This window comes from Xanthomonas campestris pv. asclepiadis (assembly GCF_020784175.1).
GTDB lineage: Bacteria > Pseudomonadota > Gammaproteobacteria > Xanthomonadales > Xanthomonadaceae > Xanthomonas > Xanthomonas campestris_D.
This window is the reverse complement of record NZ_JAJGQM010000018.1, coordinates 56364-77843: the sequence shown is the minus strand read 5'-3', so window position 1 is coordinate 77843 and position 21480 is coordinate 56364. Positions and strand designations below refer to the sequence as shown.

Annotated in this window: 20 protein-coding genes and 1 pseudogene; 4 read left to right on the top strand and 17 right to left on the bottom strand. The window is 65.9% G+C overall.

The window, feature by feature from the left end; all coding sequences use genetic code 11:
- Positions 1-175: 175 nt before the first annotated feature.
- The 4 genes and pseudogenes from LL972_RS10570 to LL972_RS10555 all read right to left on the bottom strand — a co-directional run bounded on the left by LL972_RS10570 (position 176) and on the right by LL972_RS10555 (position 5002).
- The gene (locus tag LL972_RS10570; RefSeq protein WP_429002139.1) at positions 176-1495 is read right to left on the bottom strand and encodes an ABC transporter permease; all 1320 of its coding nucleotides are present in this window, start codon (positions 1493-1495) and stop codon (positions 176-178) included.
- Positions 1496-1508: 13 nt separating this feature from the next.
- Positions 1509-2669 carry an ABC transporter permease gene (locus LL972_RS10565; RefSeq protein WP_228327562.1) on the bottom strand — a complete coding sequence of 387 codons (1161 nt, stop codon included), beginning with the start codon at positions 2667-2669 and terminating at the stop codon, positions 1509-1511.
- Positions 2670-2682: 13 nt separating this feature from the next.
- Positions 2683-3372 (bottom strand): ABC transporter ATP-binding protein, encoded by a 690-nt coding sequence (locus tag LL972_RS10560; protein WP_228327561.1) that lies wholly within the window; start codon positions 3370-3372, stop codon positions 2683-2685.
- A gap of 385 nt (positions 3373-3757) precedes the next feature.
- Positions 3758-5002: pseudogene (locus tag LL972_RS10555) on the bottom strand (efflux RND transporter periplasmic adaptor subunit).
- 433 nt (positions 5003-5435) lie between these two features.
- Between LL972_RS10555 and LL972_RS10550 the strand changes: the two are divergent.
- The 3 genes from LL972_RS10550 (at position 5436) to LL972_RS10540 (ending at position 8273) form a co-directional block, all read left to right on the top strand.
- Positions 5436-6623 carry a sensor histidine kinase gene (locus LL972_RS10550; RefSeq protein ID WP_228327560.1) on the top strand — a complete coding sequence of 396 codons (1188 nt, stop codon included), beginning with the start codon at positions 5436-5438 and terminating at the stop codon, positions 6621-6623.
- A gap of 89 nt (positions 6624-6712) precedes the next feature.
- Complete coding sequence (locus tag LL972_RS10545) at positions 6713-7315, top strand: response regulator transcription factor (RefSeq protein WP_228327559.1); 603 nt, start codon at positions 6713-6715, stop codon at positions 7313-7315.
- Positions 7316-7484: 169 nt separating this feature from the next.
- On the top strand, positions 7485-8273 hold the full coding sequence (locus LL972_RS10540) for a ThuA domain-containing protein (protein ID WP_228327558.1): 789 nt from the start codon (positions 7485-7487) through the stop codon (positions 8271-8273).
- Positions 8274-8516: 243 nt separating this feature from the next.
- Here the strand turns inward: LL972_RS10540 and LL972_RS10535 are convergent, their stop codons facing one another.
- The 9 genes from LL972_RS10535 to LL972_RS10495 form a co-directional block, all read right to left on the bottom strand.
- Entirely contained in the window at positions 8517-9059 is a 543-nt protein-coding gene (locus LL972_RS10535; protein ID WP_228327557.1) for a cytochrome b, read from the bottom strand.
- Positions 9056-10150: a catalase family peroxidase gene (locus LL972_RS10530; protein WP_228327556.1), complete on the bottom strand. Its 1095-nt coding sequence runs from the start codon at positions 10148-10150 to the stop codon at positions 9056-9058. The genes LL972_RS10535 and LL972_RS10530 overlap by 4 nt, the downstream gene beginning before the upstream one ends.
- Before the next feature lie 610 nt (positions 10151-10760).
- Positions 10761-12131, bottom strand: a complete 1371-nt coding sequence (locus LL972_RS10525; RefSeq protein WP_228327555.1) for a leucyl aminopeptidase family protein — start codon at positions 12129-12131, stop codon at positions 10761-10763.
- Between the two features lie 43 nt (positions 12132-12174).
- Positions 12175-12912: an HAD family hydrolase gene (locus LL972_RS10520; RefSeq protein ID WP_228327554.1), complete on the bottom strand. Its 738-nt coding sequence runs from the start codon at positions 12910-12912 to the stop codon at positions 12175-12177.
- Between the two features lie 100 nt (positions 12913-13012).
- Positions 13013-14119: an AI-2E family transporter gene (locus LL972_RS10515; RefSeq protein ID WP_228327553.1), complete on the bottom strand. Its 1107-nt coding sequence runs from the start codon at positions 14117-14119 to the stop codon at positions 13013-13015.
- 187 nt (positions 14120-14306) lie between these two features.
- Positions 14307-14690: a hypothetical protein gene (locus tag LL972_RS10510; RefSeq protein WP_228327552.1), complete on the bottom strand. Its 384-nt coding sequence runs from the start codon at positions 14688-14690 to the stop codon at positions 14307-14309.
- Entirely contained in the window at positions 14687-15175 is a 489-nt protein-coding gene (locus LL972_RS10505; protein WP_104584855.1) for a hypothetical protein, read from the bottom strand. The genes LL972_RS10510 and LL972_RS10505 overlap by 4 nt, the downstream gene beginning before the upstream one ends.
- 3 nt (positions 15176-15178) lie before the next feature.
- A complete protein-coding gene (locus tag LL972_RS10500) occupies positions 15179-15541 on the bottom strand; it encodes a hypothetical protein (protein WP_006450942.1) in 363 nt (120 codons plus the stop codon).
- A gap of 116 nt (positions 15542-15657) precedes the next feature.
- The gene (locus tag LL972_RS10495) at positions 15658-17094 is read right to left on the bottom strand and encodes a Do family serine endopeptidase (protein ID WP_228327551.1); all 1437 of its coding nucleotides are present in this window, start codon (positions 17092-17094) and stop codon (positions 15658-15660) included.
- Positions 17095-17336: 242 nt separating this feature from the next.
- Here LL972_RS10495 and LL972_RS10490 point away from each other — a divergent pair, with 242 nt between their 5' ends.
- The gene (locus tag LL972_RS10490) at positions 17337-18155 is read left to right on the top strand and encodes a histidine biosynthesis protein HisIE (RefSeq protein ID WP_228327550.1); all 819 of its coding nucleotides are present in this window, start codon (positions 17337-17339) and stop codon (positions 18153-18155) included.
- 275 nt (positions 18156-18430) lie between these two features.
- On the opposite strand, the gene LL972_RS10485 is transcribed toward LL972_RS10490, so the two are convergent.
- The 4 genes from LL972_RS10485 to LL972_RS10470 all read right to left on the bottom strand — a co-directional run bounded on the left by LL972_RS10485 (position 18431) and on the right by LL972_RS10470 (position 21405).
- Entirely contained in the window at positions 18431-19093 is a 663-nt protein-coding gene (locus tag LL972_RS10485; protein ID WP_228327549.1) for a DUF3313 domain-containing protein, read from the bottom strand.
- Positions 19094-19154: 61 nt separating this feature from the next.
- A complete protein-coding gene (locus LL972_RS10480) occupies positions 19155-19445 on the bottom strand; it encodes a hypothetical protein (protein ID WP_228327548.1) in 291 nt (96 codons plus the stop codon).
- Positions 19446-19558: 113 nt separating this feature from the next.
- Positions 19559-20743, bottom strand: a complete 1185-nt coding sequence (locus tag LL972_RS10475) for an ATP-binding protein (RefSeq protein WP_228327547.1) — start codon at positions 20741-20743, stop codon at positions 19559-19561.
- Positions 20740-21405 carry a response regulator transcription factor gene (locus LL972_RS10470; protein ID WP_228327546.1) on the bottom strand — a complete coding sequence of 222 codons (666 nt, stop codon included), beginning with the start codon at positions 21403-21405 and terminating at the stop codon, positions 20740-20742. Before LL972_RS10470 ends, LL972_RS10475 begins: the two co-directional genes overlap by 4 nt.
- Positions 21406-21480: the final 75 nt, after the last annotated feature.

The following is a 21480-nucleotide window of genomic DNA, read 5'->3' as shown; positions in this document are numbered from 1 at the left end:
ATGGATGCAACGGCCGAGCAGGCTACGGCCTGCCCGCCCGCGCATCTACCGCACTGTGGTGACAAAACGATGACAGCCCGCATTGCATTCAGCCACTGCACCCGCACTCCCTCTGCCTTGGCTGTCACCATTCCCCACTCCCGATTCCCCATTCCCGGCGGGCCAACAGCCCGCCCTAAACCTCACGCAAGGCCGTCGTGATCGGCAAGCGCGCCGCGCGCAAGGCCGGAAACAGCCCGCCGACCAGGCCAATGCCCAGCGCCCATTTCAGCCCGCTCCACAACAGCTCCGGCGAGACCTTGAACTGGAACACGATCTGGCTGAAGTTGCTGCCCAGCGTGGACACGCTGTAGCCATTGAAGATCGCCCAGGCGATCAGGCCACCAAGCAAGCCGCCCAGCAGCGCCAGCAGCATGGTCTCCAGCATCAGCGCCATGATCACCGGCGTGCCGCGAAAACCGATCGCCCGCATCGTGGCGATCTCGCGCGCGCGCGTGGCCACCGCCGCATACATGGTGTTGAGCGCGCCGAACACCGCGCCCACCGCCATGATCGCGCCGATCACCGTGCCCAGGATGCTGATCAACCTGTTCAAGCCGCCGCCCTGTTTGCCGTAGTAGGCGCGGGTGGTTTCCACATCCAGTTTGAGCCGCGGGTCGGCCGCCATGGCGGTCTTGAACTGGCTGAAACCGGCCTTGCCGGTGGTGCGTACGCTGATCGACTGATAGGCGCTGCGGTTATAGGTGGTGGCCAGCGTCTGCGCGTCGGTCCATAGCTCCGAATCGTGCGCATCGCCGGAGGCGAACACGCCGACCACGGTCCATTGCTGGCTGCCGAGGGTGAGCGTCCTGCCCAGCTCCAAGCCACGGAACTGATTCAACGCGCCCTTGCCGACCACGATCTCGCGCAGGCCGGTGGTGAAGCGCCGGCCCTGCACCAGCCTGACCTTGGCGTGCACCGCCCAGGCCTGTTCGCCCACGCCACGCACCTGCGCGTTGACGTCGGTGCCATCGGACTTGGAGGCGATGTTGACCACTTGCGAGAGCTCCGGCGACAGCAGCGGGCGGCCCCTGGCATCGGCGGCGATGCCGGGCAGGCTGCTGACCAGCGGCACCAGCTCGCGCGTGATCACCGAGTTGGTCTCGGCCTGGGAGCCGCCGCGCAACACAATGGCGGTGGTGTCGTCGCCGGTGCTGTTGAGCGTGGCCTGGAAGCCCTGGCCCATCGCCAGCATCGCCACCAGCACGCCGACCACACCGGCGATGCCGACCACGATCACCGAGCTGGCACCCCAGCGTTGCGGCAGCGTGGCGATGCCGATGCGTGCGGCGGCCAGTGACAGCCGGCCGCTGCGTGTGGCCAGCAGCCACACCGCCAGCAACGCTGCGATGACCAGCACGCCGATCCAGGGCAATGCGATCCACACACCCAGCCCGGCGGCCAGCGCCACGACCGACAGCAGATTGACGAGACGGTTCTTCCATTTGGTTTGCATCTGCATGCTCCTGTCAGCGGCCGGCGAGGGCATCGACGATCTTCAAGCGCTGCGCGCGTCGCGCCGGCAGCACACCCACCACGATGCCGATGCCGGCCATCAGGCCCAGCCCGACCAACCAGGTCTGCAGCGGCACGCTCTGCACCGGCATCACCCCGCCGCTGCGCGCGGCCACCAGCGGGATCACCAGCGCTGCCAGGCCCATGCCGATCAGCCCGCCCAGCCCGATCAACAGCACCGATTCGACCATCACCAGACTCAACACCGTGCGGTCCTGAAAGCCCAGCGTCTTGAGCGTGGCCAGTTCCGGAATGCGCTCGCGCACCGCCTGCGCTATGGTGTTGCCGGTCAGCAGCAGCAAGGTGAAGAACACCGCGGCCATGATCGAGGTGACGATCAGGCCGATATCGGCGAACTGCTTGATGAAGGCCTGCTGGAACGCCGATTCTGTCTGTGACTTGGTTTCGTGATCGGAGTTGGCCGACAACGCATCGATGGCCTGCGCCACGCGCGAGGCCTGGTCGGCGTTAGCCAGCGTCACCGTGTACCAGCTGACCCTGCTCTTGATGTAGTCGTTGGACTCGTCGAAGTATTTCCAGTTCATCATCAACTGGCGTTCCTGATTGGCCGCCACCGCGCGGTCTTTCATGCGGAAGATGCCGACCAGTTGCAGCGGCCAGTCGTTGCTGCCGCCACGCGGAAAGATGGTGGCCTGTAGCGGGATGGTGTCGCCGATCTTCCAGCCATTGTCCTTGGCCAGGGTCTCGCCAACGATGGCGCCGGTACGCGTGGTCTGGAATGCCTTGAGCTGCTCCTTGGGCAGTTCGTACTCGCTGTAGACGTCGAAGAAATTGGGCGCCACCGAAAAATTCGGGAAGAAGTTCTTCGGGTCGCGGTAGATACCGCCGAACCACATCGCCGAGGTCACATCGCGCACGCCCGGCACGCTGCGGATCTGCGGCTCCAGGCTGATCGGCAGCGACTGGGTGATCGACAGGCGCGAGGCCACCACCAGGCGGTTCACGCCGCTGACACTGCCGCCGGCGGTGAAGGCCACGCGCACCGAATCGAGCATGCCAAACAGCAGGAACGCCGCCACCACCGACAGCAACGTCAACAAGGTGCGGGTCTTGCTGCGGAACAACTGCGCCCACACCAGCGAGAGATACTTCATGGCATCACTCCTTTTAGAGCGCGACCGGCGCGTCGGCCAGCTCGCCCTTGTCCAGATGGATGGTATGGGTGGCGTACTCGGCGGCCTTGGGGTCGTGGGTGACCATCACGATGGTCTTGCCGTGTTCGCGATTGAGTTCCTGCAGCAGGCGCAGGATCTCTTCGGCGTTGTGGCGGTCCAGATCGCCGGTGGGTTCGTCGCAGATCAAAAACGTGGGGTCGGACACGATCGCGCGCGCAATCGCCACGCGTTGCTGCTGGCCGCCGGACAGTTCGCTGGGCTTGTGGTGACGGCGTTCCTGCAGGCCGACCAGGATCAGGGCGATTTCCGCATTGCGCTTGCGCTGCGCGGCGTTGAGCGCGGTGAGCAGCAACGGCAGTTCCACATTCTTTTGCGCGGTGAGCATCGGCATCAGGTTGTAGAACTGGAACACGAACCCGACGTGGTGACTGCGCCAGGTCGCGAGCTGGCCGCCGCTCATGCGGTCGATGCGCTCACCCTGGATCTCGATCTCGCCACCGCTGGGGTTGTCCAGCCCGCCGATCAGATTGAGCAAGGTGGTCTTGCCCGAACCGGACGGACCCATCAACGCGACGAAGTCGCCGCTGGCAATCTCCAGGTCGATGCCGTGCAGCACCTGCACCTGCTCGGGGCCGCGTTGGTAGGTCTTGGTGATGTTGCGCAAGCTGACGAGAGCGGTCATGGCGACTCCTGACGGTGCAAGGGAAAGAGGCAAGCGCGATGCAGCATGGCGATCGCGATGGCATGAGACGGCAATACGGCGGTGCGATGACGGTGAGGCGGCAAGACGGTACCGGGCTTGCCGACGACGGACGCAACTGCTGGGTGACGTGTGTGACGACGTACGGCGACGACGAGCGAGGTGCGGCTGGTTCTGCAATGACCGAATGACGATGTTGAATGTGGATCACGATCGACGCTGCGATCCTTGCGAGATGGTTGCATCACTGCGTGCGATCACTGCGCCATCCAGTCGCAGCGACCTTGTAGCCACTGACTGCCCAGGTGGACACCGCTCCCCGCAGCGGCGCCGTCGCCCATGTTGTTGACTGCGGTTGCCGTTGTGATTATTCGGCAGCGTCCGCTTCCGCTTCGGCCACCGTGTCGCCATCCTTCAGGCCTTGCGGCGGATCCAGCACCACGCTGTCGCCCGCACTCAAACCCGACAACACCTGGCGGTCCTCGCCCATCACCATCCCGGGAGTGACCGTCTTCATGCTGACGGTGTTGCGCTCGCCGACCACGAATGCGACCGTGCGCGTGTCGCGTTCGACCAGTGCCGTAGCCGGCACGCGCACGCCCTGCGGCTTGCTGGCCTCCTGCGTATTGGCCCGTTCCAGAAAGCTCACCCGCACGCCCATCTCCGGCACGATGCGCGGGTCCTTGAGCTTGAGCGCCACGCGCACCTTCACCGTGGCCTTGCCGCGGTCGGCGGTGGGAATGATGGCGATCACCTCGCCGGGAATTTTCCATTCCGGGTACGCGTTGAGCACTGCTTCCACCGGCATCTTCGGCTGCACGCGGCCGATCTAGGACTCGCCCACTTCCACTTCGATCTCCAGCGATTCCATGTCCACGATGGTGCCGATGCCGGTGCGGGTGAAGCCGCCGCCGGCCGACAGCGGCGAGACGATTTCGCCGGGCTGCGCGGCCTTGGCGGTGACCACGCCGGCAAACGGCGCACGCACCACGTTGAAGTCCGAGCGGATCGCCGAGATCGCCAGCTGGTCCGATGCCACGCGCACGTTGCGTTGCGCATTCTGCAGCTGCGCGCGCAAGGCATCGCGCTGTGCGGTGGCCTGCTCGTACTGCGAGCGCGACACCAGTTGCGCGCCGACCAGCGATTGCAGCCGCGTCGCATCGGCATTGGCCACCGCCAGTTGCGCCTGCATGTTGTCGACCTGGCTGCGTGCGGCCGACAGCTGCGATGCCGACAGCGTGCGCTGCGCGTCGGCATCCAGTGGGTCCAGCGTCGCCATCACCTGGCCCTGTTCGACCCGCATGCCTTCTTCGATCATCACTTCGCGCACCTTGCCGGTGACCTGCGCCGACACCGTGGCCATGCGCCGCGCCACCACGTAGCCCGACGCATCCAGCACCGAGGCACTGCTGCTGCCGGCGCTGATCGCCACCACTGCTGCGGTCTGCACCTTCGCTACCGGGCGGCGGGTGAACCACCATGCCGCGGCCGCCAACAGCACGACGATGACCACGGCGGCGATGATCCAGCCGCCACGCCGCGCAGGTTCGGGTGTAGCAGGACGCTGGCGGTCGATGCGCAGTTGCTTGAGCAGATCGGCAGAAGTATTCATCGATAACCAGGACGGGATGCTGCGCAAAATGTGACGGGCTGCGGGCGCCGCCGCAAGCTGCCGGAAGTCACCAACGCGGTTGCGGCGACGAACGGTAGCGCGATCGACGCGGCTGCAAGGTGCTGCGCAGCATGCGACCGCAGCGGCGCCCTCCACCAGTGACAGCTGTCACCTGCCGTCCATGACAAGGGCACCTGGCCAGGCTTTGCAGCATGCGTGAGGCTGCAGCATCCTCATGCTGCCGGATTGGCCATGCGCTGCGTTCATTGCTGTTGTCGGCCTGCGCGATTGCCCGAGTCGGTGCTGTGCAGGATCACCATGAACGGGCGCGGCGCAGATGCATGAGCGTGCCGGTTCGCAGCGAGCTGCCGCATCGGGCGCCCGGTCGGGCCCGGCAGTGGCAGAATCCGATCACCCACATGGACCCACCCCGATGCGCGTGTCGCTTCCCGCCTGGCTTCGCCCCGCTGCCAATTCGCAGGTTGCCACGCGGCTGGCGCAGGGCCAGTCGCCGTGGATGGATGGCGTGCATCTGCTGTGGTCGAGCTGGGTGTTCGTGGTGCCGGTGTTTTCCTCGCGGGGGTACGACAGCACCTGGCTGCTGTGCACCCTGCTGTCGTATCCGGTCTTCCTGCTGCTGTATGCGCGCATGTTGCTGGCGCCGCGCGGCACCCTGTATCGCTATGCCTGGGCGATGGGTGTGCTCAGTGCCGCGTTGCTGCCGGTGTATCCGGCGGGAATCAGCTATTTCGTCTTCGCCTGTTTAAGCCTGCGCCCGTCCACACGGCATGCCATGTGGCGGCACTTCGCGATGCTGGTGGTGATGAACGTGCTCTACCTGGGTTGGGCGCACTGGCTGGGAATGCGCCTGCAATCGCTGGTGTGGTTGCCGGTGTCGGTACTGGGCATGGCCGGGGTCGGTGCGGTGTACAGCATCAACGAACGCAAGGACGCATTGCTGCGCCTGTCGCAGGACGAAGTGCGCCGGCTGGCTGCCACCGCCGAGCGCGAACGGATCGGGCGCGACCTGCACGATCTGCTCGGCCACACCTTGTCGCTGGTGGCGCTCAAGTCCGATCTGGCCGCGCGTCTGATCGAGCGCGACCCGCAGGCCGCGCGCAGCGAGATCGATGCGGTGGCGCAGATTTCGCGCGATGCCCTGGCGCAGGTGCGGCGCGCGGTCACCGGCATTCGCGCGGCCGGGCTGGTGGCCGAGCTGGCGTCGGCGCGGGTGTTGCTGGACATGGACGGCATCGTACTGGAACACGACCTGCAGACGCTTGCATTGCCGCCGGAACACGAAACCGCACTGGCGCTGGTGGTGCGCGAGGCGGCCACCAATGTGCAGCGGCATGCGCAGGCCAGACGCGTGCGCGTGAGCTTGCGCGCGCAGGGCGAACACGCGGTGCTGGACATCACCGACGACGGGCGCGGCGGGGTGATCGTGCCCGGCAATGGCCTGGACGGCATGCGCACGCGCCTGCGCGGCCTGGGCGGTGCGCTGGAGGTGGACGCGCTGCCGCGCGGCATGCGCCTGCGTGCCAGTGTGCCGTTGCCGCGCGCCACGCTGGCAATGGCGCAGCCGCCAGTGCCGGTGCCGCTGCTACCACCGTCGCGCTGATCGTACGGACGCCCACTGCATCCGGACCCATGCACGGCAGGCGCAAGCGCTGCTATCGTGCGCCACCGTTGTCTGCAGATGAGTGCGCGATGATCCGGGTGTTGTTGGCCGAAGACCAGGCGCTGCTGCGTGGCGCATTGGTCGCCTTGCTTGGGCTGGAGGACGATATCGAGGTGGTCGGCAGCGCAGGCGATGGCGAAACTGCCTGGCGCGAGCTGCAACGCCTGCAGCCGGACGTGCTGATCACCGATATCGAAATGCCCGGCCTGACCGGTTTAGAGCTGGCCCAGCGCATCCAGCGCCAGGCGCTGCCGGTGCGGGTGATGATCGTCACCACCTTCGCCCGCCCGGGATTTCTACGCCGCGCGCTGGATGCCGGCGTCGCCGCGTATCTGCTCAAGGACCCGCCGGCCGAACAGCTGGTCAGCGCACTGCGTCGGGTGCAACGCGGCGGCCGGGTGATCGACCCGCAACTGGCCCTGGATGCCTGGGTGGAAGCCGACCCCTTGAGCGAACGCGAGCGCACGGTGTTGCGGCTGGCCGGCGAAGGGCGCTCGGCCAGCGAGATCGCGCAGCAGCTGCAGTTGTCGCACGGTACGGTGCGCAACTATCTGTCCGAATGCATCGGCAAGCTGGGCGTGGCCAATCGCATCGAAGCGTATCGGCTGGCGCGGCAGAAAGGCTGGCTGTGAAGCAGTGACGCAGACGCGTTGCGCTGTCAGCGAGCGCAGCAATGGATGGCATGCTGCGCCACGTATCCGTCGTGCATTGCCGCCTGCCGCTATTCCAAATAACGCGAAAAGCATGCCGCGCAGGCGCGGGTACACTGCCGGGCCAGAACGATCCCTGCGAGCGAACGGCATGAAATCCCTGTGGCTGTTGGGCCTGCTGATGGTGTGCGCATTCAACGCGTCTGCCGAGCAGTTCAAGATCCTGGTGGCAGCGATTCCCAACCAGTATCACCACGACTATATCCCGGTCGCCAAGCCGCAGTTCGAAGCGATGGCGCGCAAGCATTACGTCGAGCTGGTGTGGGCGTGGAATGCCAAGGCCTTCGATGGCGATCTGTCGCAATACGCGGCAATCGTGCTGCTCAATACGCCGGCCACCGATCTGGATCCGGCGCAACGTGCGAACTTTCAGACCTACATGCGCAACGGTGGCGGCGTGGTGGCGGTGCACAAGGCGTTTGCGATCAAGCGTGGCGACTGGGAGTGGTACGACCATCTGATCGGCCGCTCGTTCCGCACCCATCCCTATATGCAGACCGCGATGGTCGACGTGGTGGACGCCAACTTCCCGGCCACTGCCGGCCTGCCCGCGCGCTGGGTGTGGACCGACGAGTGGTACGAATACGATCCCCCATACAGCGACGACCTGGTCACGCTGATGACGGTGGACGAAACCAGCTACGACCCCACGCTGATCTGGCCGGGCCAAGTCGCCAAGGGCATGGGCAAGCAGCACCCGGTGGCCTGGTACCACCACTTCGAAGGCGGCCGCGTGTTCGCCACCGCGCTCGGCCACCTGGCCGAGGCCTACAACGACCCGCGTTATCTGGAGCATCTGTATGGCGGGATCTACTGGGCCGCCACCGGCAAGGGCATCGAAGCGCCCGCACCAGCGGCCAAAACAAAGCGCGAGCGTTAAATCCTAGCCCCTCTCCCGCCGGGATAGGGGTTGGGGTGAGGGTACGAGGCAAAGCCACTCTAGATGGCGATTAACCCGATGCTTCGCCCGCACCCTCATCCGCCCGTGCGGGGCACCTTCTCCCGGCGGGAGAAGGGAAGACCAAGCCCCTCTCCCACCGGGAGAGGGGTTGGGGTGAGGGTACGTCCGCGCAGTGAAATCACTCAGCGCAACACGTCTTCCAACACCCACCCATCCAATCCATCAACGCGCAGACCGTTCCCCACGCGCCATGCTGGAAAACACGCCATCCCGGCGCACCCAGGCATGGAACAGCGCCGCGCTCAGATGCCCCAGCACGGTGGCGAACAACAGATATGCCAACCAGCCATGTGCGCTGCGCAGCCATGCGTAGAGTGCTGGGTCATGCGGCGCGATCGGCGGCAACTGCGCACCCGGCCACAGCACGATCGGATACGCGCCGGCCGACAGCATCGCCCAGCCGATCAACGGCATGCCCAGCATCAACGCATACAACAACCAGTGCGAGGCGATCGCGGCGGCCTTCTGCCAGGCCGGCAGGTCGGCCGGCAGCGGCGGCGGACGGTGACGCAGGCGGTTGATCAGGCGCAGCACCGCAAGAACCAGGATCGCAATACCCAAGGGGCGATGCAGATCGATCAACCACGGCCGCTGCGTCACCGACGCCACCATGCCCACGCCGACGAACAGCATGGTCAGGATCATCGCGGCCATCAACCAATGCAGCACGCGTGCGGGCAGATTGAAATGGGTGTGGCTGCTCATGGGTGTGCTCCCTGGCCGGTGGCGGCACTGCCTGTGCCATTGGCGATCTCGTGCTCGCGCCGGTTGAACGATTGCGAATACACCGACGAGCGCGCCGCCAGGATCGGGTCGTTCGATCCGGCGATGCCCTTGGGCAGGATCAGCGGGTCGTAATTCAGATCACGGCACGGGCCGGTGGCCTGTGGTTCGGCATGATTGATCGACACCGTGCCGGCCACGAGTTGCTTGCGGCTTTCCGGCCATGGCTGCGAGGGATCGTCCACCGCATCGCCCGGCTCGGCGACAGTCAGCACCAGATCCCAGCGCAACGGCCCCTGCGCCAGGCGCGCGTCCAGGTCGGTGGCGAGAAAATCGCCATCGACCTGCGCGCGCTGCTCGGCGCTGAGTTCCTTGAACGGCGTATGCGGACGCATCGACCAGCGGATGTAACGCTCGCGTCCGTCGGCCGCAATCGCGCGGAACGCATTCACGCCGTTGTATTGCGTGTTGGCCCAGCTGTTGGACCACGGCGCGGTCTTGGCCCACTGCTGGAACTTGGCCGCTTCCGGATACTGCTTGCCGAACGCGGCCAGCTTGGCCGGGTCGGGCTGGCCGGTGGCCGGGTCCGGCCTGGAGGCCACGTTCAACGCCTGAAAACCGGCCGGCGTGGCCACTACGAAGAACGGAAAACTGTTCATCGCGGTGCGCCATTCCTGCCCGTCGTCGCTGCGCAACAGCAATGCCATGCTGCGTACGCGCGCCGCGCCGTCGGCGCCATGCGGGTCGCCGCCGCCGATCGACATGCGCCCGAGCACCGGCGTGCTGGCCTGGCTGAAGATGCGTGCCGACGACAGCCAGGTGGCCTTGCCGCTGGCCTTGAACTCCCCGCTCACACACACGCCCTTGGTATGTGCGCGGCGAAAGCCCGGATGCGGCGGCCCGCTGGCTTCGATGGTGTCGGTCATGCGCGCGGCAGTGAGCCGGTCGCCGCCGATCCAGCCGGCGGTCCAGGCGAACGCAACCGCGATGCCGCCGGCAATCGCGGCGATACCGAGCAACGGCGCCACAACACGTGCGCGCTGCGGCGATGGAGAGGGAGGTGGCAAGTTCATGGCTGGCTCCGGTGGCAATGCGGCAAAGAGTCGATGCGGTGAGACGTGCGGCGCAGTGATCCCCAACCTCGCCCAACCTGCGGCACAGGCACGACCCGTGGGCGCATAGTCCACGCTCCAGTGCGTCTAGTGTGTGATGCCGCGACCAAAGCGGTCGATGAGTGATCCAGAGGACGGGCAATGGCGCAGCGTGCTGAGGGCATTACGCCCTCGACCGCTAGGCTTGGGGATATTCAAACGACGCTGAAGCTCGAGCGCTCGGTCGCCTTTAGAGGTAATCGAACGGAGTGGATGCGTCGGTTGTAGAGCGGATGATCTGCGGGTTTGCTGCAGGGTCCTTGCCCGCCCACCATCGCGGGACACGCTGCAAGTACGTCCTTGTAAGCTCTTACGCGGCATCCATGCCGCGTTAGGTCCCGCGACGGTGGGCGGGCAAGGACCAGTCGGGATGGTCGGTGTGCATGGTTGCGAGCCGTGAATGCGGCGCTGACGTCGGAGGCGATAGGGCCTGATCAACTCAGTTCGGTCCGGTCAGCGTCGCTGCCATTGCCGACGTCACCTCACGCGTCAACGAAGGCGAGGTTGACCAACGCCATTCTGTCAGCCGCCTTCAGCCGCCGTAGCGCTGCTGCAGCATCGCAAAGGCCGAGCGCAAGGCCAGCGCCTCGCCGCCAGCCGGGCGGCCAGGGCGGTCACTGTCGTTCCAGGCGTACACGTCCAGATGCGCCCACAGCTGGCCCGGTGCGACAAAGCGCTCCAGGTACAGCGCGGCGGTGACCGCGCCGGCCATGCGCGAGCCGGCGTTGGCCATGTCGGCGACGTGGCTGTTGAGGTAACGCAGGTACGGGCGCCATAGCGGCATGCGCCAGACCGGGTCGCGGGTCTGCTCGCCGGCGCTCAGCCAGGCCTGTGCCAGCGCATCGTCGTTGGCGAACAGCGCGGGCAGGTCCGGCCCCAAGGCGATGCGTGCGGCACCGGTGAGCGTTGCGAAATCCAGGATCAGATCGGGGCGCTGCTCGGTGGCATAGCTCAGCGCATCGCACAGCACCAGGCGGCCTTCGGCATCGGTGTTGTCCACTTCCACCGTGACGCCGGCGCGGGTGGTGATGACTTCGCCCGGGCGGAACGCATCCGGGCCGACGGCGTTTTCCACCGCGGCAATCAACAGGGTCAGTCGTACCGGCAGCTGCTGCGCCATCACCAGGCCGGCCAGCGCCAATGCATGCGCTGCGCCGCCCATATCCTTTTTCATGTTGCGCATGCCATCGGCCGGTTTCAGGTCAAGCCCGCCGGTGTCGAAGCACACGCCCTTGCCGACCAGCACCAGATGCGGATGCGCGGCATCGCCCCATTGCAACTGAATCAGCCGCGGCGCCCGGTGCGAGGCGCGCCCGACCGCGTGGATGGTGGGGAAATTCTGCGCCAGCAATGCCTCACCGACGATGGCGTCGACCTGGGCGCCATGCGTTTGCGCCAGTGCGCGCGTGGCCTCTTCCAGATGCTGCGGGCCCATGTCCTCGGTCGGGGTATTGACCCAGTCGCGCACACGGATGCAGGCCTCGATCAAGGCGCGCGTGTGTGGCGCCGGTGTGGCGGCCAGTTCGGCCGGTGCGCGCGGCACCTTGCGATAGCGCGAGAAGCGATACGCGCCCAGGCCCCAACCCAGGTGCAGCAGCGCCTGTTCGCTTTCGCTCAGCGCGCTGGCCAGCGCCCAGCGGCTGGCCGGCGGCAGCGCCATCGGTGCGTGCGCGTAGGCGTAGGCATCGGCGCGGTCGCCGATGCCCAGCACCGCGCCGGCCAGCCCCTGTTCGCCCGGCAGCAACAGCACGCTGCCCGGCGCGGCATCGAAACGCTGCGCCTGTGCCCACGACAGCACGCGCGTGGGCTGCTCGGCGCACCAACCTGCAAAGCCTTCGCGGTCGAGTACATGCAGCGGCAGGGCTGCGGCGTTGGGATCGATGAAACCGGTGAGCTGCGACATGGAAATCCTTGGAGGCGGCGCCATGCGCCGAGCAGAAAGTGGCTCAGGCGGGAAGGCGGATGCCGGCGTGTGCGGTGCCCGGATGCGGCTGCTGCGCGTCCAGCCAATCGGCCAGCCCGGTCATGGAATCGAACTCCAGATCCGGCTGCTGGGTCGGGTGCGACCACTGCGCTCCGTCGCGATTGATCCAGCAGGCGCGCAGGCCGGCATCCAGCGCGCCGAGCACGTCCATGCGCACGTGGTCGCCCACGTGCAGCACCTTTGCCGGCGGCATCTCCAGGCGCGCGCATGCGGCCAGGAAGATGCTCGGGTCGGGTTTTGCGCTGCCGTGTTCGCGCGAGCCCAGCTGAAACGCGAAGTGGTGCATCAGCCCGATGCGCTGCAGATCGGCGTTGCCGTTGCTGAGCGCCGCCACCGGCACGTGCGCGGCGATACGTGCCAGCGCGTCCAGCGCATCCGGATAGCACTCCACCTGGTTGCGTGCGGCGTAGAAGACCTCATACGCAGGCTCCAGCAAGGCCAGATCGCCGCCGCTCTCGCGCAGCGCCATTTCCAGCGTCAGCCGCCGCAGCGCGCTGAGATCGTGATGCAGGTGCGGGTTGTCGGCAAAGCTGCGCTCGCGCAGTTCGCGCATCGCCTCCACCGGAAACCGCTCGGCGGTGACCGGACTGTGCTCGCGCATCCAGTCGTACAACACCTGGTCGATCCGCGCCCCGATCGGCGCAAAGGGCCACAACGTATCGTCGAGGTCGAGAGTGATGGCACTGATTGGGAAACTCATCGCCAGATTGTAATGCCGGGAACGGGGAGTCGGGAATCGAAAATGGGTAGAGCGCAGCCACTGCTCTTGCGATTCCCGATTCCCAACTCCCGATTCCCAACTACTCCAACAGCCTGGCCCAGCGCTGCATTCCCTCCACCCGGCTCAGCACCATCTTGATGCAGACCAGCAGCGGTACCGCCAGCAACAGGCCGACCATGCCCCATAGCCAGCCGAACAGCATCAGCGCCAGGATCAGCATCAGCGGCGAGATCGCCATGCGCCGGCCGAGCACGATCGGGGTGACCACCTGGCCTTCGATGGTGTGCAGCGCCAGGTACAGGATCGCCGGCAGCATCGCCGACAAGGTGGTGCGGAATTCCACAAAGCCCATCAGCAGCATCAGCATCACGCCGATCAACGGGCCCACGTACGGAGCGAAGTTGAGCAGCGCCACCACCGTGCCCCACAGCAGCGCTTCGGGCAGCGGAATCTTGAGCACGTAGAGAATGCCGGCAAAGACCAGCCCGACCAGCGTATTGATCACGCTGATGGTGAGCACGTAGCGCGAGACCTCGCGCTCGATATCCAGCATGATTTCAGTGGTGAAGCGTTGCTGCTGGCGATTGGGCAGCAATGCAATCGCATGCCGTTGCAGGCTTTCGCCGTAGACCATGAAGAAGAACGTCAGTAGCACCACTGCCAGCACCGAGGCGGCCAGCTTCGGTGTGCGCACCAGCGCCTTGTAGGGGTCGTCCATCTGCGTGCGCACGATCTGCACGCCGCGCTGGCCTTCGCCGCCGGCAGCGCGTGCAAAGTTTTCCGCGGCCTGGTTGGCCTGCATCACCGGCTTGGTGAAATCGCGCACGTCGCGCGCAATCTGGCGCATCTGCCGGGGCGCCTGCTGCACCCACTCGGCCGCCGGCCCGGCAAGCTGCGCGGCCAGCGCCACGGTGCCGGCCAGGCCCAGGCACAGCACCATCAAGGCACCGAGGAAGCGGGGGATATACAGCTTGCGCAGGCCGCGCAGGATGGGATTGCCGATCAAGGCAAAAAACGCTGCCAGCATCACCGGCAGGATGATCGTCTGTGCCGCCCACAGGGTGTAACCGACCGCCAGCGTAGCCAGCACCACCAACGAAACCGGTGCGCGCGGGCGCGGTGCCGGTGGCGGCGGGAGTGAATCTGCCGCAGCGGCAGCATCCATTGAATCGACGGGAAGAGTCATGCGCGCCCTGGCAGCAGACTGGCGTGCTGCCAGCGGTGCGCCATTATCAGCCGAACGCGTCAACACCGCGCACAGAGGGTGTGCGCGCAATGTCAGTCTTCGAGGGCGTCAGTGGCGGGCTCTGCCGCGCATCGGGCAGCAAACCTTGCATGGCATGCTCCCGAGCGAGGGCTCGGGAACGCGGTCATTACGCGGCGCGATCGACCGGCGCCTGCACCACCGTCACCGGTGGATCGGCAGCGACCTCTTCGGCATTGTCGGCGGCACGTTCGGCCTGCTCGGAGGCTTCCTGCGCGCGATGTGCGGTGAACAGCGCAGAGATCGTGCTGATCATCTGCAAGATCTTCGGGATACCGCCCAGCTTGCTGGCGATACTGCCCAGCGCCGCCTGCGGTTCGTTGCGGCCGGTGACAAAACCCAGGCCAAACCCGACCACCATGATCCGCAACGGGGACCATCCGGCACGCCAGGTGTCACGCAGTTCTCCCCAATGCAGGCGCGTTTCATGTGCGCGCCCTTCCACAAGGAATTCCGCGCGATCGACGCGCTGACGCAAGGTGCCAAACTTCATGTACGTGCTCCAGTGGCAGCCGATGCATGGGCATCGTCGTCATCGCTGCTGTCATCGAAGATGCCCAGCTTGACCAGCTGACGGCGTGTTGCATTCAAGCCGGTGTGGTCGAAGTAGAAGAACACGCGCCACGCCGCAATGCCGGTGACCAACAGGCTGGCCAATGCGGTAAAGAACATCGCCTGGAACCACGACAGGCCCGCGCGTTGCAGCAGCGCGATGATCGCACCCGCCAGCAACAGCCACGACGAGGCGCCGAAGACCACGGCAACGCATGCCCAGGCCAGTCCGCGCCCGAAGGCACTGCGTGCAAGTTGCAAGTCGGCCGACACCAGCCGGCGCAATGCCCGGCTGGTGTCCTTGGCCGAGCCAAGCGTTGCGCGGCCGGCTGCGCCGACCGCACGTACGCTTTCGTCCAGTCCTGGCGTTTCCGGCCGCGCGTTGGGCGCGTCGGAGGCGGCAGCTGTGGAGGCCTGATCGCTCACGACTTAGTTGTCGTTGCTGCGTGCCAGCTTGGCAATGATCCAGCCGGTCGCGAACGCCACACCGAACGCAGCCAGCGGCCGCTCGCGGATCAGATCGGTCGCGCTTTCCAGCAGGTCGTTGCCCTTGCTGACCAGCACGTCGAGCTGTTCCTTGGCAGCGGCGCCGCCGAACTCGGCAGCAGCCATGCCGGCCAATGCGGTATCGGAGAGCTCTGCCTTGACGTTGGCACGACCAAGCTTGAGTTCGTCGCCGGCAGCACTGGTGGCGCCTTTGACGGCTTCGCCTGCGGCGCTGGCGGCAGACTTCAGGTGGGTGCTGGCTTCGCTCAGATTTTCTTTCAGCTGGTCGGTATTGGTGGGGCTCATGCGATATCTCCTTCGGTCATTGATGGCAGCCGCGAACAGCATGCGGGCGTGGTGCAGCAATAGCATCGCTGCGGTGTAGGAGGTGTTAGTGCAGGTTGAGGGCAGTGCACGCCATGTCAACGCATCAACGCGTCGTATTGCGCATTACCACGCAGGATGCGCACCACCAGTTGCTGCGGCTTGCGTTGGAAATTGGCGCGCCAGCTGGCCAGATCGGCAAACTCGCCCACGCTGCTGGCCACGATCACATCGCCGGTGACCAGACCATTGGCTGCGGCACGACCGCCGCGTTTGACCTCGCTGACCATGACGCCGGTGATGCCGGACTGGCGCAGCGATTCGGGCAGATCGACGAAGGTGGCGCCGCCCAGGCGTGGGTCGAGCATGTCGCCGGTGACCGCGCGGTCCTGCTCCTTCAGTGTCGCGGTGAGCTTGAGCGGCTTGCCGTCGCGGCGAATCTTCAGCCTTACCGCGCTACCAACCGCCTGCAAACCTTCATAGTTGTGCAATGCCTCTGCGCTGTCCACGCGTTGGTCGTTGGCCGCCACCACCACATCGCCCGGCTGCACGCCTGCGGTCGCCGCGGCGGACCCTGGCAACACGCGCGTCACCAGGGCGCCGCGCAACGAATCCACACCCAGGCCCTGCAGCATCTGCTGGGTGAGGTTCTGGGTTTCCAGCCCAAGCGTGCCGCGCACCACCACGCCCTTGGTCACCAGTTGCTCGACCACATTGCGCGCCAGGTTGGAGGGGATCGCCAGGCCCAGGCCGATGTTGCCGGCCATGCTGCCCTGCGGGTTGAAGCTGGCGGTGTTGATGCCCACCAACTGGCCCTGCAGGTTGACCAGCGCGCCGCCGGAATTGCCTGGATTGATCGAGGCATCGGTTTGGATGAAGTTCTGGTAGCCCAGCCCGCGAATCCCGCTGCGGCCCACCGCCGAGACGATGCCGGAGGTGACGGTCTGGGTGAAGCCGAACGGGTTGCCGATCGCCACCACGAAGTCGCCCACGCGCAGCGCGTTGCTGTCGGCCAGCTTGATGTCGGTGAGCTTGTCGGCCTTGATGCGGATCAGCGCGATATCGGTATCGGCATCGGAGCCGATGAAATCGGCCTTGACCGTGCGCCCGTCGCCGAGCGTGACCTGCACGTCGTCGGCATTTTCGATGACATGGTGATTGGTCAGCACGTAGCCCTTCTGCGCATCGATGATCACGCCCGAGCCGAGCGATTCGTTGATGCGGTCCTGCGGAATCTCCGGGAACAGCCGCCGCAGGATCGGGTCGTTGAAGAACGGGTTGCGCACGCGCACCACCTGCTTGGTGTTGACACTCACCACCGCCGGCATCGCCTGTTGCAGCATCGGCGCCAGCGACGGCACCGGTTGCCCGGCCACGGCGGCCGGCAACGCGGCGGCCGCGGGCAAGGTAAAGGCCGCAGTGCCAGCCGGTGTGGCTTCGGCGCGGTTGTCCATCCAGGCATTGATGCCGGTGGCGGCAAAACCGCCGAAGGCAGCGGCCAGGGAGAGGGTCAGCAAGGTAGGCAGCGGGCGCATGCAACGAAGTCCGGGTTACGCGGTGGAAAAGGAATAGGGCGTCTGACTGCGTAAATCAAGCTGAACGAGAGTGCCAGTGGACAATTTAACGCCTGGTGAAAGCGCTGCCGATCCCCTGCCGGCGCTGCGTTGACAGCCGCTTGAGCCCGGCGTAGCGTCCGCTTGATCCGATGCCTGTTCAGCATACGCATGCCGCTGCGCATCGCCCGCGTTTTCAGCACTGACGCCCTTAAGGAGGGTCTATGAACAACGGCAATGGTGTGACGGCAACCCTGTCCGACGCTGTCGATAGCGTCAAGAGCACGGCCACCGAACTGGGCGAGACCATCGCCAGCACCACCAGCGACGCGGTGGCCAGCGTGCAGGACGCGGCCGGCACGGCAGTGGCGCAGGTCAAGACCCGCGTCGCCAAGGCCCGCAAGGCCTTGGTCAAGGTCGAACAGCGCGTCGTCGACAAGGCCGGCGATGCAGCCACCGCGGTCAAGCGCCGCGTGGCCAAGACCAAGCGCTCGTTGGTGTCGAGCAAAGAGGGCGCCAAGGACAAGTTGACCGCCACCAGGGACGCCGCCAAGCAGAAGCTTACCGCCACCACCGATGCGGCCAAGCAGAAGCTGAGCAGCACCACCAATGCCGCCAAGAAGAAACTGGCCAACACCAAGGCCAGCGCCAGGCAGAAGCTGGAAACCGCCAAGGCCAATGCCAAGGCCGAAGCGGCCGCATTGAGTGCCAAGACCGCTGCCAAGAGCGCAGCGCGCAAGAGCGCGGTGGCCACGGTGGGTGCGCGTGCGGCAGCGAAGAAGGCCGCCGCCAAGTCGGCTGCGGTCAAGAAGCCGGTCGCCAAGACCATGGCCAAGACCACGGCCAAGAAAGCGCCAGTGGCCAAGCAGACCGCCACCAAGCAGGCCGCAGTGAAAAAGGCCGCGCTCAAGAAGGCGGTGACCAAGACCACCCTGAAGAAGGCCGCCAAGGTCACCAAGACCCCTGCAACGCGCGCAGTGGCCAAGACCACCGCTGCCCGCAAGGCGGTGGGCAAGAAAGTGGCCAAGCGCGTGACGCGTTGATGCTGCAGCGCCAAGAGGGCATTGCACACTGACGGCGCGTTGGCAGTTCAAACCGACAAAGGCCGGCGCTGTTCGTACAGCGCCGGCCTTTGTCGTGGGTTGAGCATTAACCAGGCGATCGCTTTGTTGTCGTTCCGACTTCGCGAGGCGTCGCCCGTACCCTCATCCGCCCCTGCGGGGCACCTTTTCCCGGTGGGAGAAGGAACTGGAAGCCATCGCTTCCGATAATCCGATTCCTGATTCCTGATTCCTGATTCCCGATTCCCGATTCCCAGCTACTGCATGCCCTTGACCAACTGCTCGGCGCCCTTGCGAATACCCGCCCTGGCTGCGTCGTAGGCGCCCAGGCTGGCCTTGATGTTCATTGCGCTCGGGTACTGTTTTTCGACATAGGCGGCGAGCAGGCGGTTGCTCTGCGCGTCGAAGATTTCCACCGCGTAGCTGACCGAGCCGGAGAACGCGCCCTCCTTGCCGCGTGCGGCCTGCACCGCGTTATAGGAACCGCCGCCCAGATCCACCTTCATGAAGGTGCCCAGTACCCGCTTGCTGGGCTTGGCGCCGGTCAGGCTGATGCGCACGCGCAAGGTGTCGCGATCGGCCACCGTCGCGTGTTGCCAACGCTGCGCGATCGCAGTGCCGAATTCCTGTTGCATGTAATCGGCGAGCATGCGTTTGTCCTGCTCGGGCACGTCTTCGAATTGTGCATCCGGACCGCGATAGATGCTGACCGGCTCGACCAATGCGGCGTGGTAGCGCGTCCAATCCACCTCGCTTTGATAGGCGTACGGCATGCGGTCACCACGGCTGCCATCGTGCGGGCGCAGATAGCTTGAAGACGGCAACTGGCTGTAGGGCATCGGGCGCGTACTGGCACAACCGATCAGCGTCACGCCGACAATCAGCAGCGCGCCGCAACGGACAAGGGAAGGAGGCGACATGGGCAAATACCTGGAGAAGGAAGCAGATAGGGGGCAAGCACGCGCGACCGAGGCGGCGCGCTCAATGCATCAGATAACTGGCCAACGCCAGCGCAAACATCACGGCGGCGGCAGTGAACAACACACCACTCTTGGCCCAGTGCTGCAGCCGGCGCGCCTGACGCGCGCTACGGATATCCGGCAGCTCGCTCCAGATGTCGCGATTGCGCGTGCCGGTGCGGCCACAGCGGAATTCCAGCAGTGGTGCGTTGGCGACAGGAGCAGGGATGACGCTGTCGTTGGCGGCCGTGTGCGGTGCCAGCAGCGCGACGGCGGCGGGGACGAGCAGGGTGGAACGGATCGAGTTGAACATCACCATGCATCCTGGATGCGTGCGGTGAGTGCACTGTAGGCAACGGGTGTTGGAAACTTATTGGCTTGGGCGATAACGATAGGCGATAGGCGATTGCCGCGCGCCGTCTGCGTTCAGCCAGTGCGGCGGACGCCCTCGCCGGCGAACACCACGCGCACGCACAGGCCGCGGCCCTCGTTGCCTTCGCAGGTTTCGATGGTTGCTTCGTGCAGGCGCGCGATACCGGCTACCAGCGACAGGCCGATCCCGCTGCCTTGCACCTGGCTGCCGGCAACCCGATAGAAGCGTTCGAAGATGGACGCGTGGGCGCTCTCCGGCACGCCGGGGCCGTCGTCGCTGACCTGCACGAACGGGTGCAGCAGATCGGCGCGCAGGCAATAGCCGCAACTCACTTCCACCATGCCGTGCAGGCGCCCATAGCGGATGGCGTTGTCGACCAGATTGCGGATCAGGATGCCCACCGCATCCACATCGCAGCGCAGCAGGCACGGCGATGCCTCCACCTGCAGATTGATGTGGCGGGCGTCGGCCTGCACGCTGAATTCGTCCAGCACGTGCGAGATCAGCTCGCCCATGTCCACCTGCTGGTACGCCGCCGAACTGATGCCTGCATCCAGCCGCGCCAGATCAAGCAATTGCTCGGCCAGGCGATTGCTGCGGCGTGCGGTTTCCAGCAGCTGCTGCAGCGCTGCGTCCTTGGCCTCCAGCGTGGGTGCACGCAGCGCGACCTCGGCATACGCATGCAGCGCGGACAGCGGCGTGCGCAGTTCGTGCGCGGCGTCTGCCACGAAATCACGTTCGGCCTGCACGGTCTTTTCCACGCGGGCCAGCAGGGAATTGAAGGAGCCGATCAGCGGGCGAATCTCGTCCGGCACCTGCTCCAGCGGCACCGGTTCGGTCTCCAGCCCGGTGCGTTGCGCGATGGCGCCGGAGATGGCGCGCAGCGGTGCGAGCGAGGTGCGTACCGCCCACCACACCAGCACGCCCAGCACGCCCAATTGCAAGGTGTTGAGCACCATCGCAATCAAGGTCTGCTTGAAGCTCATCCGCGAGGACACATTGCCGATCGCCGTATGCGCGTCGACCGCAGCCAGTGGCTCCAGTTGCGTATCGAAGCGGTGCTCCAGCGCGTCGGGCAGGGCGCTGATCAACTGGTCGCCGAACATGTTGAGCTCCTGCTCGAACACGCTGTGATGGCCCTGGGTGACCAGGGCGACCAGGATCCACAGGGAGGTGGACCAGCTCAACAACACGATTGCGGCCAGCGCCGCCAGCATGCGTGCCTGCAGCGATTTCATTCGGGTGCCTTGCCGACCATGTAGCCCTGGCCATACACCGTGGAGATCAGCTCATCGCCCAGCTTGCGGCGCAGCTGGTGCACGTACACCGCAATCATGTTGCTGCCGCCCTCCGACGGGCCGCCATAGACGCCTTCTTCCAGCTGGTCCTTGGTGACCACGCGCCCGGCGCGTTCCATCAGCGCCAGCAGCAGCCGGTATTCGTGTGCGCTCAGTGCCACCCATTTGCCGTCCTTGGTGACCTTGCGGCTGCTCGGGTCCACGCAGACATCGCCCTGGTTGAGCAACGGCACCACGCGGCCCTGGCTGCGCCGGGTGATCGCGCGCAGCCGCGCCATCAGCTCGTCGAACTGGAACGGCTTGACCAGGTAGTCGTCGGCGCCGGCATCCAGGCCGCGGATGCGGTCGGTGAGCTGGCCGCGCGCGGTCAGTGCGATCACCGGCGTGGCGTCGTAATGACCGCGCATGAAACGGATCACCGTCAGCCCGGACTCGCCCGGCAGGCCGATATCCAGCAGCACCGCGGTGTAGCGGTGGTCCACCAGCACGGTCTTGGCGGCATTGGCGCTGCCGACGTGGTCGATGGTCCAGGACTGCTGGCGCACGCCATCGCAGATCGCGTTGGCCAGCATGGTGTCGTCTTCGACAAGGAGCAGGTGCATAGGTGTTCCGCCGGGCCTAGGGCCAGTCCGAGATCCGCAGCACTGTCGGAGATGGTCGTTAGGCAAATATTAGTG

Coding starts and splice junctions, on each gene's coding strand:
- LL972_RS10570 (WP_429002139.1), bottom strand. CDS start 1,495: ATGCAAACCAAATGGAAGAACCGTCTCGTCAATCTGCTGTCGGTCGTG.
- LL972_RS10565 (WP_228327562.1), bottom strand. CDS start 2,669: ATGAAGTATCTCTCGCTGGTGTGGGCGCAGTTGTTCCGCAGCAAGACC.
- LL972_RS10560 (WP_228327561.1), bottom strand. CDS start 3,372: ATGACCGCTCTCGTCAGCTTGCGCAACATCACCAAGACCTACCAACGC.
- LL972_RS10550 (WP_228327560.1), top strand. CDS start 5,436: ATGCGCGTGTCGCTTCCCGCCTGGCTTCGCCCCGCTGCCAATTCGCAG.
- LL972_RS10545 (WP_228327559.1), top strand. CDS start 6,713: ATGATCCGGGTGTTGTTGGCCGAAGACCAGGCGCTGCTGCGTGGCGCA.
- LL972_RS10540 (WP_228327558.1), top strand. CDS start 7,485: ATGAAATCCCTGTGGCTGTTGGGCCTGCTGATGGTGTGCGCATTCAAC.
- LL972_RS10535 (WP_228327557.1), bottom strand. CDS start 9,059: ATGAGCAGCCACACCCATTTCAATCTGCCCGCACGCGTGCTGCATTGG.
- LL972_RS10530 (WP_228327556.1), bottom strand. CDS start 10,150: ATGAACTTGCCACCTCCCTCTCCATCGCCGCAGCGCGCACGTGTTGTG.
- LL972_RS10525 (WP_228327555.1), bottom strand. CDS start 12,131: ATGTCGCAGCTCACCGGTTTCATCGATCCCAACGCCGCAGCCCTGCCG.
- LL972_RS10520 (WP_228327554.1), bottom strand. CDS start 12,912: ATGAGTTTCCCAATCAGTGCCATCACTCTCGACCTCGACGATACGTTG.
- LL972_RS10515 (WP_228327553.1), bottom strand. CDS start 14,119: ATGACTCTTCCCGTCGATTCAATGGATGCTGCCGCTGCGGCAGATTCA.
- LL972_RS10510 (WP_228327552.1), bottom strand. CDS start 14,690: ATGAAGTTTGGCACCTTGCGTCAGCGCGTCGATCGCGCGGAATTCCTT.
- LL972_RS10500 (WP_006450942.1), bottom strand. CDS start 15,541: ATGAGCCCCACCAATACCGACCAGCTGAAAGAAAATCTGAGCGAAGCC.
- LL972_RS10495 (WP_228327551.1), bottom strand. CDS start 17,094: ATGCGCCCGCTGCCTACCTTGCTGACCCTCTCCCTGGCCGCTGCCTTC.
- LL972_RS10490 (WP_228327550.1), top strand. CDS start 17,337: ATGAACAACGGCAATGGTGTGACGGCAACCCTGTCCGACGCTGTCGAT.
- LL972_RS10485 (WP_228327549.1), bottom strand. CDS start 19,093: ATGTCGCCTCCTTCCCTTGTCCGTTGCGGCGCGCTGCTGATTGTCGGC.
- LL972_RS10480 (WP_228327548.1), bottom strand. CDS start 19,445: ATGTTCAACTCGATCCGTTCCACCCTGCTCGTCCCCGCCGCCGTCGCG.
- LL972_RS10475 (WP_228327547.1), bottom strand. CDS start 20,743: ATGAAATCGCTGCAGGCACGCATGCTGGCGGCGCTGGCCGCAATCGTG.
- LL972_RS10470 (WP_228327546.1), bottom strand. CDS start 21,405: ATGCACCTGCTCCTTGTCGAAGACGACACCATGCTGGCCAACGCGATC.